A 13,086-nucleotide genomic window follows, 5' to 3' on the forward strand; every position below is an offset into this window, starting at 1 on the left:
CGCGATGCCAATCCGTCAGGTGCTTGTAGTACTTCGGTTTCCCGCCGGCAACCCAGAGCGTCCGCACGAATTTTCCGCTTGCATCCGTCAGGTAAAGCGCCAGATAGGCGCCATTGCCGCCGTAGTTCTTGAGCGTCGTGGTCACGGTCACCGGGCGCGCCACGGACAGTCCGGGCAGGGCTAGGGCCGCTGAAAACACCAGACAGGGGACAAGCTTCTTCATGACGACTCCTTGGTTTGCGGGAAATTCAAAACGGTTTCAAAGCTCCGCCTGGCGCGGTTCAAACGCCTCGCGGTGGTCACGCCGCGGTCGCTGGCCGATCCTCAGCGCGTTCCTGACGGCGTCGCCACGCCCGGCCCGCGTCGTGGACGGACAGCAGGCGGTTGCGCCACATCGCGCGCGCGCGCCCGCGCGCCGGGCAGGTAGCGCAACGGGTCGGCGCCATCAAGAAAGCGCACTTCAAGCTTGAGGATCGACAGCGACGCAGGGTCGAGCTTCAGGCGCAGTTGGTTGCCATCCGAATCCCTGCCGCGGACCTCATAGCAGCCGTCGTCAATGCGCAGGTGGTCCGCCGTGACGCCTAGCCCTGCCACATGTGACATGACGGCTTCCCGCGGCCGCCATTCGGTCATGGGTCGATGGCAATCGTCGCCGGCAAGAGCGGCAGCAGAAACCGACAACAGGGTGACAGCAACGAGAGGTACAAGTGGTTTCATGGCGGCATCCCTTATCCTTGGTGTACCGAGGATGACTCGCCAACGTGATCCCAACCTGATCCACGGGCACGGATTTCTTAAGGCTGCCGTCAGGTTCGATTTGCATGATCCAGCAACGGAGTGGCCCGATGCGCATCCTCCTGATCGAAGACGACAACATCCTTGGCGCCGCTGTTCGCGATCAGGTTGCGGAGGATGGTCATTCCGTGGACTGGGTCCAGCGTCTGGACGCAGGAGAGCATGCAATCTCGTGCGTCCCCTATGACCTCATCCTGCTGGATTTGATGCTGCCCGACGGCTTGGGCATCCCTTTCCTTCGCCGCATGCGCGAACGCGGAACGGCCACTCCGGTCATCATTCTCACCGCATTGGACCAGGTGACCGACCGGATCAACGGGCTGAACGCAGGGGCCGACGATTACCTGGTCAAGCCGTTCGATCTCTCGGAACTGTCGGCACGCATCGGTTCCGTGGCCCGGAGATACAGCGGCAACCCCAACCCCATCATTTCGGTCGGCGATCTGCAGATCGACCTTGCAGCCCGTTCCATCCAGCGGGAAGGTCGCTCGGTGACTCTGACCGCACGCGAGTGGGCGCTTTTCGAAGCGTTCCTGTCACGGCCAAGGCAGCTACTGCCGAAGGCCTACCTGGAGGAAAAGCTTTACGCCTTCGATGCGGAAGTGGAAAGCAACGCCATCGAAGTCCACGTGAGCCACTTGCGCAAGAAACTGGGCGCTGGAATCATCGTGACCGAACGCGGGCTCGGCTATCGGCTGGGGCAGCCGTGAAAAAACCCGCAAGCCTGCAACGCCGGCTTTGGCTCTTGCTTGGGGCCCTTCTGGCGGCGCTGTGGCTCGGCGCAGCCTCGGTGACCGGGATCCTGACCCGACAGGCCATCGATGGAACCTTCGATTCTGCGCTCCAGGAAACGGCTCAGCGAATCATGCCGCTCGCCGTCGCGGACATCCTCTCCCGCGACGAACAGGAAGTGACGCAACGCCAAGCCGAAATCCGCGAACACGACGAGCTTCTCACCTACGCGGTACGAGACCCACAAGGCCGCATTCTGTTGCTCTCCCACGATGCAAATCCAAACATCTTCCCGCCCTGGAACGGAACCGGATTTGGCCAGAGCACAACCCACCGCTTCTACAGCGAGGAGGCACTGAGTGGCTCGATCAGGCTCACTGTCGCCGAGCCCCTGAACCACCGCGTGGCAGTGGCGCGGAAGATCCAGGCGGGGCTGATCCTTCCATTGCTTGTCCTTCTTCCCGTTGCACTGCTGGGCATCGCGATGATCCTGCGCGGAACGATGGCACCCTTGCGGCGCTTCCGTGAACGCCTTGCGTCGCGCCATGCATACGATCTTTCCACACTGCCAACGGAGGATCTCCCGTCCGAGATCGCTCCCGTTGCGGAGGCGCTCAATGCCTTGCTGGTACGCCTCAATGCGGCTTTCGAAGCCGAACGCAGCTTTGCTGCCAATGCCGCGCACGAACTCCGCACACCCTTGGCCGGCGCCATTGCCCAGGCACAGCGCCTGCAGATGGAACTGCAGGAACCTGCATTCAGATCCCGGGCATCGGTCATCGAGGCGACCCTCAGGCGCCTGACCCGGCTCGCCGAGCGATTGATGCAGCTGGCCAGGGCCGAAGGCGGCCGCCTGCGCCTTGATCATGCCAACGACCTGCGCCCCATTGCCAGCATCCTGACCGATGAGCTTGCACGAGGGGCGGACAGAGCGCGGATTTCCTTGTCTCTGCCTGACACGCCGGTGATGTCGGACATCGATCCGGATGCATTCGCGATTGCCTACCGCAACCTTCTTGAAAATGCGTTGCGGCATGGCGCAAGCGGGTCCGTCATCCAGGTGTCGATGGATCTCGATGGACAGCTGATCGTCTCGAACGACGGCCCCGTGGTTCCAGAGGAAACCTTGGATCGGCTCACCAACCGTTTCGAGCGAGGCAACGCGCTCGGCGACGGCAGCGGGCTCGGCCTTGCCATCGTCGATGCAATCGCACGGCGGATCGGAAGCGCGTTGATCCTGAAATCGCCAAGATCGGGCGGCGCCGACGGCTTCGAGGTTCGCCTGCTCCTGCCCGTCTCGGCCAATTAGGCCGATTTTCCATGAAACCGCCGTCCGAGCTCCCATCGATCCCGCGAAGGCGGAAACCCAGAGACTTTCAAGTCATTGAGTGCAATGGCACTGGATCCCCGCCTTCGCGGACATGACTGGCAAAATCAGAGCTTTTGCAGGCGGTGCACGCTATTTTTCGATCCGCCAGTTGATCGAGGCGCGGTTTTGCACGGAGCTGGATTCGATCTGGATGTCGAAACCCTTTTTCAGAAGGTATTTGAGGGTGACGACCTCCCCGGTGCCCAGCAGCGCAACGCCGTAGCTGACGTACAGGCGCGGCGACAGGTACTTGCCGACGCCCAGCACCTCGCCGCCGAGCGTGCGCGATTGGCTGACGCCGGCATCGTCCAGCCCGATCCGGTTGCCGAGTTCGGTCGCCAGCAGGCCGGCACCGGCGTTGAGCGCCGAACGCGCCGCGCCCAGCTGCTGCGCCTCGCGTCCGGTCAGGGTCGACAACGGGCGACCCAACGTCAGGTAGGACAGCGCTTCGGACTGGCTCATCGCCGGATTGGAATACACGCCGACCTGCGGGCGGGATGCGCGCCCATCGACGGCCACGCCGGCGGTGACATCGCCGACGTGGCGTTCGGCGCGGATGTCCAGCAGCGGGTCGCCGATCTCCGCATTCGACCACAGCAACCGGCCACGGGTGATCTGCAGGTTCTGGCCGTAGGCGCGATAACGGCCGCCGACTTCGAGCGCGCCGGTGGCGCGGGCGTCGCGCCCCGGCGCCTGGCGCACGCGCAGGCTGCCGGACAGCGTGCCGGCCAGGCCGTAGCCGTCGATCCTGACCCGCTCGCCGACGCGCACTTCGGTATCGACATCGATCTGCAGCGGCGAAGAGTCCACCTGCCTGATCGGATCGAGCACCACCACATCGGACGATGGCGAGACGCCCATCTCCAATTTTTCGAGGTGGATGTCGGCTTCGGGAATCGTCACTTCGCCGCGCACCTGCACCGGCGCACCGGCGCGCCACTGGACGGACAGCGCCGGCGAGGCCAGCAGGCGCAGCTGGCGGGTGTCGGCCAGCAACACATCGCTGCCGCGCACGCTGAGCTGCAGCGGCGTGTCGTCGGTCAACCAGCCGAGGCTGCCTTCCACGCGCAGCGTCCCCTTGCCGGTGCCGGCGCTGCCGACGATCCGGGCGTTGCCCTCCTCGTCCGCCTGCAGCCGGACTTCGCCCTGGTCGATGGCGATGCCGAGCGCCGGCAGTTCCGCGCTGAACGCCTGCAGCTGGGCGCTGCCGCCGAGGCGCGGACGCCCGCGGCTGCCACTCAGGCGCACGTCCGCCGAGAGCAGGCCACCCGGTTCGACGAGGTCGGGCGACAGCAGTTCCAGCCAGGTCAGCTCCTTGGTGTTGGCGCGCACGCTGCCCGACAGCGGAGCCGTGGCGTCCCAGCCGGTGGTCAGCTCGGCGTCGATGCGGCCGCCGCCGGACAAGCCGGCGCCGAGGCGGCCTTCGATGCGCTGCGGGTTGGCCCGCAGATCGAGCTTCAGGTCGCGATAGCCGAACAGGTCGCGACGCGCACGCTTGCGATCGCGCAGGCCACCGCTGGCCGAGGCCAGGTTGGCTTCGGCCGTCCAGCCCGAACCCACGGCCGCGATCCGTGCGCCGAAGTCCACGCTGCCGACCAGCGTCCAGGGCCGGCCATCGTCGCGTCTGGGAAGCGCATCGGCGGCCAGCGCCAGCGGCAGGTCGCTGCCTTCCAGCGTGAGGCCCGGGCTCGGCCAGCCCCCGCGCGCGCACAGGCTGCCGCCGAGGCTGGCCTGCAGGCAGACGCCGGAAAGCGTGGCGCGCTGGCCATCCCACGACCAATCCCCGGGCGCACGCAGCGTCCAGGCCGCCGCCTGCGCGGGTGCGACCGCAAGACGGGCGATCTGCCCCTGCCAGCGCACGCCGTCGCGCCGCGCGCTGCCCGCAGCCGCAAGCGTTCCGTCCGCGCCGCGCGCATCGAGTTCGAAGCGCAGGCGGGTGGCGGCACCGCGCAGCTGCGCGCGCAAAGCGTCGAGCGCAATGCCCGCCTGCACGCCGTCGGCGTCGAGATCGAGCGCGCCTTCGCCCTGCGCCCAGGGCAGGTCGCCCCTGGTGCGCACATGGGTTGCGCGGTATTCGTTCCAGACGAGGTTTTGTCCGTTCAAATCGATCCGCAGGTCCGGGGCGTCGCGGCGACCACGCAGCGCGAGCTGGCCCTCGATGCGGCCGCTGGCGCCGGGCAACAGATCGTCCAGCCGCAGCGGCGCGAGCTTTGCATCGACGACCAGCGTTGCGTTCATTTCCCCCTTGGCTTCGATCCGGCTTGCGCCCAGCGCCAGCGCCACGTCGCCGCTGTAGCGTTCGCCGTCGATGGCCAGGGTGGCGTGTCCGGACAGGGCGCGACCGCGCAGCTGTCCGGCCAGATCGCGGGCGTCGAAGTGCGCAACCAGCGCACCGTTGCGCTGCTGGCCACGGGTTTCGATGCGCCCGCGCAGCGCGCCGGGCCAGTCGGGCGCGAAATGGCCGGGATCGAAATCGTCGAGTCGGGCGTCGGCCTGCCACGACAGCGCGGGCGACCACGCCAGCAGGCCGGTCGCGGACAGCCGACCCGCCCGGGTTCCGGCCTCCAGCCGTTCGATGCGGACGCCGTTGCGATCGCCGTTGCCGGCCAGCGCGACATCGGCGCGATCCTCGCCCCGCGCCAGCTGCGCTTGCCCGCGCAGCGTCCATTGGTCCAGCCGACCGGCGAGTTTGAGGTCGGCATCGCCGGCAATGACGTTCTGCCCGTTCGCGTCGGCCCAGCGCAGGCGCCGCGCGGCCAGCGCGAGATCGACCTCGGCCCGTTCGGGCGCGCCAAGCGTGACGTGGCCGTTCGCGGTGATGCGGCCGTCCAGCAGGTCCACCACCAGCGGCCTCAGGTCGAGCCGCTGATCGGACAATTGCAGCTTCGATGGCTGCAAGCGCGCGCTGAAGTCGCCGCTGGAAACAGCGCCGCGCAGGTCGGCCTGTCCGCCGACGCCGCTGGCGGACAGGTTGAACCGCAGCGGCGTGCCGCTGCCCGTGCCGTCGAGCAGGCCCGGATCGAGGCCGGCGCTGTCGGCGGCAAGTTGCCAGCGCGGCGTGCGCGTTCCGTCGGACAGGGTCAGGTGCAGGCGCGTGGCGTCGGGCAACCGGCCTTCGGCGCGGGCTTCCAGCTTCGACAGGTCGCCCTGGACGCGCAGATCGAGATGCGCCGCGGGACGGCCGGGCCGCGCGGGAAACGAAACGTTGGCGGTCAGATCGGTGCGGTAATTCCGATCCGGCGCGTAATCGCCGTGCAGCGTGAACAGGCCGCGGTCGCTGTCCACGCGCAGGTGTTCGATATGCATGCGGCCCCGGCCCACGCGCAGGCCTCCGCGCGCGCTGCGCACGGCCAGCAGCGCCTCGCCTTCGCGGCCGATCCGGACGTCGTCGAGGGTCAGCGCATCGGCCTCGATCACGATCGGCAGGTCGAGCGTCGGCAGCACGTCCGGCCACTTCGGCAGTTCAAGCGGCGTGTCGTCGCGCGGCAACTCCAGGCGCGCGCCGCGCACCGACAACGCCTCCAGCCGCAGCCGCCGCGCCAGCAGCGGCAACAGGGCCGCATCGACATCGGCTTGCGCGATGTCCAACCGCAGCAGGCCGGTGGCGCAGGGCTTGCCTGCGGTCGGCGTGCAGCGGGAATCGCGCTGGATCGGCATCGCCAGCGCCAGGCCCCGCAGGGTCAGCGGGCCAGCCAGCGTGCCCTGGGCCGACTGCCAATGCAGGCTGCTGCCGGTTGGCAGGCTGGCGACGGTACGACGCAGGGCAAAATCGCGCCCGCCTTCGGTATGCAACAGCCACATCAACGCGATGGCCGACACCAACGCGAGCACGGCCAGCGGCAGGATTGCCCACCGCAGGACGCGCCACTTCACAGATCCGCTCCGATGTTCAGATGCAGCGTGACCGGCGCATCGGGGCCGTCGAGGCCGTGGGCAAGATCGATCCGCACCGGGCCGACCGGCGAGCGCCAGCGCAGGCCGATGCCGACGCCAGTCCGCATGTCGGCATGGCGGCCTTCGAACGCGCTGCCGCTGTCGACGAACACCGCCGCGCCCCACGGGCCGCCGAAATAGCGCTCGTATTCCAGGCTGGCGGTCAGCAGGTTGGAAGCGCCGGTGTAGTACACGCCGCCGCTGGTGTGGATGCGCGGGCCGATCTCGTGCCAGCCGTAGCCGCGCACGCTGCGATCGCCGCCGGCGTAGAAGCGCAGGCTGGGCGGCAGATCGAGCACGTCGCCGGCGAAGGTATGCCCGAGTTCGCCGCGCGCGATCAGTCGGCTGTCCTCATCGAAACCGTGGAACCACTGCCCGGAAAGGTACAGCTGGGCGAAGTTGGACTGGCCGTCGCTGCCGCCGCGCCCGCCGCGCAGGGTCAGGTGCGCGCCGAAACCGCGGCGCGGCTCCATGCGGTCGTCGACATCGACGTAATCGGCCTGCAGCGCGGGGAACAGGAAGCTGGCGAAGCGGAAGTCCTCGGTCGGCTTGAGGATCGTGCGATAGGCCCAGCGCTCGCGCAGCAGGTGCATCGAAACGGCGAGGTTCAGGTGGTTGTCGTATTGGCCGCTGCGGCTGGCCACCAGTTCCAGCCGGCGGCTGTTGACGTAATCGGTGAGTTCGTCGCTGGCCTGCAGGCTGGCGGTGTACCAGCCGTCCAGCCAGGCGAAGGCGGGAATCCGGTATTGCAGGGTCGCCGCCTTGCGCCGGCTGGCCCAATCCAGCTGCGCCAGTGCCTTGTGCCCGCGCGCATTGAGATAACGACGCTCGACGCCGGCGCTGAAACCGGGGCCGTCCAGCGTGCCGTAGCTGACGCCCAGCGTGTAAATGCTGCGCTTGGCCGGACTCAGCTCGACCACGACAGGCGCGCTGCGGTCGCTGGCTTCGTCCGGCCTGGCCTGCACGTCCACGAGCGCGAAATAATCGAGCGCGACCAGCGAGGCGCGCAGGCGTTCGACCTCGGCTTCGTCGTAGGGCGCGCCCGGCTGCCAGCGCACCAGCTTGTGCAGCAGCGCGTCGTGCAGGAACGGTTCGGGCGTCTGGCGAAAACGCACCTCGCCCAAGCTGTAGCGCTGACCGCTGTTCCAGCGCAGGGCGATGTCGGCGGCCTGATCGGCGCGCGTCACTTCGACCCGATGGCTGGACAGGTCGGCATCGAACCAACCGTGATCGGCCAAGGCGCGCGCGATCCGGGTCTTGCCCGCCTCGTACAGCGTGTGGTCGAGAACCTCGCCGGTGCGCGGGTGGAACAGCGCGAGCGCCGCCTCGACGGTGGCATCCTCGCCACCCGGTCCGTCCACGCCAAGGTCGAAGCCGCGCACGCGCACGGGCTGCCCCGGATCGATCCGCACGGTGACCGTCAGCGTGTGATCGCGGCTGTGCATCCGTTGCGAACTCGCCTCTTCGTCCGCAGCGTCGCCGGCAGGGCTTTCGGCATCGGGAGAATCGGCCGTGGGGGTGTCTTCGGGCGGGCTTGTCGCGGACAGATCCGGATCGTCCGGGTCCGGCGCGTTTTCGGTCCGGGCGGCAGCGTGGCCGCGCGGTTGCCCATTGCGGTCGCTGCGTTCGACCGTGACCGTCGGCGCGTAGTAGCCGAACGGCTCAAGCGCCCGCCGCGCCTCGTCTTCGGCCACCCGCAGCAGATAGCCGAGCCGGCGCGGCCGCAGGTCCTTGTCCAGCTCGTTCTGCAGCGACAGCGCGCTGCGGACATTGGCACGCATGGCCGGGGCGGCCCCGCCCACGAACCGGACCACGGTGACGCGATCGGCCAGTGCGGGGCCGCGGGCCAACAGGCAGACGCCGGCGAAGGCAGCGCGAAGAAACGGCGGGGGCATGCACGCAGGATAACGGCTGCGTGACGGGATTGAAGCGACCGGGGCTGAACGCGCGCGACCACGGTTTCCGAATCGTTCCCGCGCGGGGAAAGCCGCCGGGTTCGCATGTTAGGCTGGGGCCGGCCGTTCGGGTCGGCCTTGCGTGGATCGAGCGATGAATGCAGCAGCCAAGCCGTGGACCGCGTCGCGCAAGGCGGCGCTGGCGCTGGAGGTGTTGAGTGGCCGGCAGGACGCGGCGCGGGCCGCGCAGCAGGCAGGCCTGCCGCAGACGCAGGTTGAAGCGTGGATCGACGCGGCGCGGCGCGGCATGGAGACCTCGCTGCGCGACGATCCTTCGGCCTCGGCCGCCGCGCACGGCGACCTGCGCGACCTGATCCGACACCCGTTCGCCAACCGCGACACGATCACGGTGGCACCCGACGCGCCGCTGAGCGAGGCCTGGTCGCGGATGCGCGAGGCGGGCATCTCGCAGCTGCCGGTGATGGACGGCGAGCGCATCGTCGGCATCCTCGACGAATCCGACGTGCTGCTGCACGTCTACGGCGACGAGGCGCGGTTTGCCGACCCGGCCCGCGCGGCGATGGTGCAGCGGCTGGACAAGGTCGCCGTGCACGCGCCGATCGAGGCGCTGCTGCCGGTGTTCGACCGCGGCCACGTCGCCATCGTGATGGACGGCGAGGCCTTTCTCGGCCTGATTACCCGGATCGACCTGCTGGACTACCTGCGCCGCCGGGTCGGCTGAGCGCAGGCAGCGGCCGGATCAGCCCAGCGCCTGCTCCAGCGCCGGCAGGATCTGGAACAGGTCGCCGACCAGCCCGATGTCGGCGATCTCGAAGATCGGCGCGTCTCCATCCTTGTTGATCGCGACGATCGTGCCGGCGTCCTTGATGCCGGTCAGGTGCTGGATCGCGCCCGAGATGCCGACTGCGATGTAAAGGTCCGGCGCGATGATCTTGCCGGTCTGCCCGACCTGCAGGTCGGAAGGCACATAGCCGGCGTCGACCGCCGCGCGCGAGGCGCCCACCGCCGCGCCGAGCTTGTCGGCGAGGCTGTAGATGATCCTGAAGTTCTCCTCCGAGCCCACGCCGCGTCCACCCGAGACCACGCGCCGCGCCGACTGCAGATCGGGGCGGTCGGAGCTGGCGCCGGCCAGGGCGACGAAGCGGGTGTGGGTCGGCAGCGCCGCCTCGACGCTCGCGGCTTCCACCGTCGCGCTGCCGCCGCGCGCGGCTTCCGGCCACGAGGCGGTGCGCACGGTGGCGACCACCGCGCTGCCGGCCGGCATCTCCACCGTGACGATGGCGTTGCCGGCGTAGATCGGGCGCTTGAAGACGTGGCTGCCTTCGACCGCCATCAGGTCGGAGACCTGTTCGACGCCGAGGAGCGCCGCCACGCAGGGCATCAGGTCCTTGCCGAACGTGGTCGAAGGGCCGAACACGTGGCTGTAGCCGGCGGCCAGCGCCGCAATCTGCGGGGCCAGCACCTGCGCGACGGGATGGGCGTTGGCGGGATTGGCGACGGTACGCACCGTGCGCACGCCGGCGATCTGCGCGGCCTCGGCCGCCACGCCGGCCAGATCGTCGGCCAGCACCACGATGTCGATGGCCTCCGGATTCAGCGCGGCGGCAGCGGACACGCAGCGCGCGGTGGCGGAATTGAGCTTGCCGCCGAGGTGTTCGGCGACGACGAGGACCTTGGCCATTACACGAGCCCCTTCTGCTTGAGCGCGGCCACCAGTTCGGCCGCATCCTTGACCATGACCCCGCGGCTGCGCCCGGCGGGCGGCGCGTAGTGGGTGATCTTCGGCGCCGGCCCCGCCGCGCTGCCCAGATCGGCCAGCGCCAGCGTTTCCAGCGGCTTGCTCTTGGCCTTCATGATGTCGGGCAGCTTGATGAAGCGCGGTTCGTTCAGGCGCAGGTCGGCCGTCACCACCGCCGGCAGGTCGATCTCCAGCGTTTCCAGCCCGGCATCGACTTCGCGCACCACGGTCGCCTTGCCGCCGTCCACGTCCAGCTTGCTGGCGAAGGTCGCCTGCGGGCGGCCCCAGAGCGTGGCCAGCATCTGCCCGGTCTGGTTGGCATCGTCGTCGATCGCCTGCTTGCCCAGCAGCACCAGGTCGGGCTGTTCGCGTTCGACCAGCTTGAGCAGCGCGCTGGCGGCGGCCAGCGGCGCCAGCGGCTGGTCGGCGACGACGTGGATGGCGCGGTTGGCGCCCATCGCCAGTCCGTTGCGCAGGTGCGGCTGGGCGTCGGCGGGCGCGATCGTGGCGATCACCACCTCGGTGGCGACGCCCTTGTCGCGCAGGCGCAGCGCCTCTTCCAGGGCGATGTCGTCGAACGGGTTGGGGGACAGCTTGACGCCGTCGGTGACCACGCCGGAGCCGTCCGGCTTGACCTGGATGCGGACGTTGAAGTCCACCACGCGCTTGTAGGCGACGAGGATTTTCATCGTGAGGGAAGTCCTGATGAGTGCGACTGACCCGCCATTTTACCCGACCGCGTCCCGTGCATTTGCTCGAAGGCCGTCACGGCGGTTCGCGAGGCCGGGACCGCCGCCTGCCCGAAAGTACGCTGGGCGTTGACGGCGCGCTCGCTAGAATGGCGATTCGATTTCATTGGAGAGGCGCCCGTGACTGCCGGCAAGAGCAAGCAGTACCCCAGCGCCGCCGCCGCCCTCGACGGGCTGGTGGCGGATGGTCAGACCCTCGCGGTCGGCGGTTTCGGCCTGTGCGGCATCCCGGAGGCGCTGATCGCCGCGCTGCGCGATTCCGGCGCCAAGGGGCTGACCGTGATTTCCAACAACGCCGGTGTCGATGGCTTCGGCCTTGGCCAGTTGTTGGGTACGCGCCAGATCAAGAAGATGATTTCCTCCTACGTTGGCGAGAACAAGGAATTCGAACGCCAGTTCCTGGCCGGTGAACTCGAACTGGAGTTCAACCCGCAGGGCACGCTGGCCGAGCGCCTGCGCGCCGGCGGCGCCGGCATCCCGGCCTTCTTCACCGCCACCGGCTACGGCACCGTGGTCGCCGAGGGCAAGGAGACCCGCGAGTTCAACGGCCGCATGTACGTGATGGAAACCGCGCTGACCGCCGACGTGGCGCTGATCAAGGCGTGGAAGGCCGATCCCAGCGGCAACCTGGTGTTCCGCAAGACCGCGCGCAACTTCAATCCGGCCTGCGCGATGGCCGGCAAGGTCTGCGTGGCCGAGGTCGAGGAGATGGTCGGGCTGGGCGACATCGATCCCGACCACGTCCACCTGCCCGGCATTTACGTGCAGCGGATCGTGGTCAACGCCACGCCGGAAAAACGCATCGAGCAGCGCACCATTCGCGCGGAGGGCAACTGAGATGGCATGGGATCGCGAACAGATGGCGCGTCGCGCCGCGCTGGAACTGACCGACGGCGCCTACGTCAATCTCGGCATCGGCCTGCCGACCATGGTCGCCAACTATCTTCCCGATGGCGTGAACGTGTGGCTGCAAAGCGAGAACGGCCTGCTCGGCATCGGTCCGTTCCCGACCGAGGCCGAGCTTGACGCCGACCTGATCAACGCCGGCAAGCAGACCGTCACCGCGCTGCCGGGTGCCAGTTTCTTCGGCAGCCACGATTCGTTCGCGATGATTCGCGGCGGCCACATCGACATCGCCATCCTCGGCGCGATGGAGGTGACGGATCAGGGTGATCTGGCGAACTGGATGGTGCCCGGCAAGATGGTCAAGGGCATGGGCGGCGCGATGGACCTGGTCGCCGGCGTGCGCCGCGTGGTGGTGCTGATGGAGCATTGCACCAAGGCCGGCACGCCCAAGATCCTGCCCAAGTGCACGCTGCCGCTGACCGGCGTGGGTGTGGTCAGCCGCATCATCACCGAGCTGGGCGTGTTCGACATTACCCCGGACGGCCTGAAGCTGGTGGAACTCGCCGATGGCGTCAGCCGCGATGAGGTGGCCGCCAAGACCGGCGTGCCGCTGCACTAGGGCTTACATTGGTCTCCGCCTTGCGTGCAGTGCGCGCGAGGCGGTTCGCGTATTCTCTGACGGCGACTTAGGTCGCCGTCATTGTCTTTGCGTGTGTGGGTTCTGGATTTGCGGTCTGGGTTTGTTCCGCACGCCTCCCGGTTCCCCAGCCCTTTCCGCGAATGTCCCCCGACGGCGGCCAAGCCGCCGTCTCCTCCTTGATTTCGCGGAAAGGGCCGGGGAACCGGAAGGTTTCATGTCGTGCGCGAGCACGGCAGGATGTTTGGTCGGGATTGCGCAGCTTACTTCGCTGTCATCTAGCAACGCTGAGCACCCGAGGATTCCCTCTGATTCGGATGTGTGTTCGCAACCCGCCCAGCCGTCGTGTCGGGGTAGCCTCTGGAGCGAAG

General features: G+C 68.4%; 10 protein-coding genes and 1 pseudogene. 5 read left to right on the forward strand and 6 right to left on the reverse strand.

The window, feature by feature from the left end; genetic code table 11:
• Window positions 1-223, reverse strand: a 223-nt coding sequence (locus Q0X16_RS06815) for a DUF2271 domain-containing protein (RefSeq protein WP_297832383.1), incomplete at its 3' end; no start/stop codon positions are given.
• A 101-nt stretch (window positions 224-324) separates the two neighbouring features.
• Complete coding sequence (locus Q0X16_RS06820; protein ID WP_297832387.1) at window positions 325-717, reverse strand: PepSY domain-containing protein; 393 nt, start codon at window positions 715-717, stop codon at window positions 325-327.
• Between the two features lie 128 nt (window positions 718-845).
• Between Q0X16_RS06820 and Q0X16_RS06825 the strand changes: the two genes are divergently transcribed.
• Window positions 846-1,505, forward strand: coding sequence for a response regulator transcription factor (locus tag Q0X16_RS06825; RefSeq protein WP_297832390.1), 660 nt, complete (start codon window positions 846-848; stop codon window positions 1,503-1,505).
• A complete protein-coding gene (locus Q0X16_RS06830; RefSeq protein ID WP_297832392.1) occupies window positions 1,502-2,836 on the forward strand; it encodes an ATP-binding protein in 1,335 nt (444 codons plus the stop codon). The genes Q0X16_RS06825 and Q0X16_RS06830 overlap by 4 nt, the downstream gene beginning before the upstream one ends.
• Window positions 2,837-2,986: 150 nt before the next feature.
• On the opposite strand, the gene Q0X16_RS06835 is transcribed toward Q0X16_RS06830, so the two are convergent.
• Together Q0X16_RS06835 and Q0X16_RS06840 are read right to left on the reverse strand one after the other, a co-directional pair.
• The gene (locus Q0X16_RS06835; protein ID WP_297832394.1) at window positions 2,987-6,769 is read right to left on the reverse strand and encodes a translocation/assembly module TamB domain-containing protein; all 3,783 of its coding nucleotides are present in this window, start codon (window positions 6,767-6,769) and stop codon (window positions 2,987-2,989) included.
• Window positions 6,766-8,724: an outer membrane protein assembly factor gene (locus Q0X16_RS06840; RefSeq protein WP_297832398.1), complete on the reverse strand. Its 1,959-nt coding sequence runs from the start codon at window positions 8,722-8,724 to the stop codon at window positions 6,766-6,768. The genes Q0X16_RS06835 and Q0X16_RS06840 overlap by 4 nt, the downstream gene beginning before the upstream one ends.
• Window positions 8,725-9,076: 352 nt before the next feature.
• Here Q0X16_RS06840 and Q0X16_RS06845 point away from each other — a divergent pair.
• Window positions 9,077-9,466, forward strand: a pseudogene (locus tag Q0X16_RS06845) (CBS domain-containing protein); the annotation flags it as partial.
• An 18-nt stretch (window positions 9,467-9,484) separates the two neighbouring features.
• Here Q0X16_RS06845 and Q0X16_RS06850 read toward each other — a convergent pair.
• Window positions 9,485-10,426 (reverse strand): electron transfer flavoprotein subunit alpha/FixB family protein, encoded by a 942-nt coding sequence (locus Q0X16_RS06850; protein WP_297832401.1) that lies wholly within the window; start codon window positions 10,424-10,426, stop codon window positions 9,485-9,487.
• Window positions 10,426-11,172 carry an electron transfer flavoprotein subunit beta/FixA family protein gene (locus Q0X16_RS06855; protein WP_297832404.1) on the reverse strand — a complete coding sequence of 249 codons (747 nt, stop codon included), beginning with the start codon at window positions 11,170-11,172 and terminating at the stop codon, window positions 10,426-10,428. Before Q0X16_RS06855 ends, Q0X16_RS06850 begins: the two co-directional genes overlap by 1 nt.
• A gap of 165 nt (window positions 11,173-11,337) precedes the next feature.
• Here Q0X16_RS06855 and Q0X16_RS06860 point away from each other — a divergent pair, with 165 nt between their 5' ends.
• Window positions 11,338-12,069 carry a CoA transferase subunit A gene (locus tag Q0X16_RS06860; protein WP_297832412.1) on the forward strand — a complete coding sequence of 244 codons (732 nt, stop codon included), beginning with the start codon at window positions 11,338-11,340 and terminating at the stop codon, window positions 12,067-12,069.
• 1 nt (window position 12,070) lies between these two features.
• Window positions 12,071-12,697, forward strand: a complete 627-nt coding sequence (locus Q0X16_RS06865) for a CoA transferase subunit B (RefSeq protein WP_297832407.1) — start codon at window positions 12,071-12,073, stop codon at window positions 12,695-12,697.
• Window positions 12,698-13,086: the final 389 nt, after the last annotated feature.

The sequence above is a fragment of the Thermomonas sp. genome, from assembly GCF_025993755.1.
In the GTDB taxonomy this organism is placed as follows: Bacteria; Pseudomonadota; Gammaproteobacteria; order Xanthomonadales; family Xanthomonadaceae; genus Thermomonas.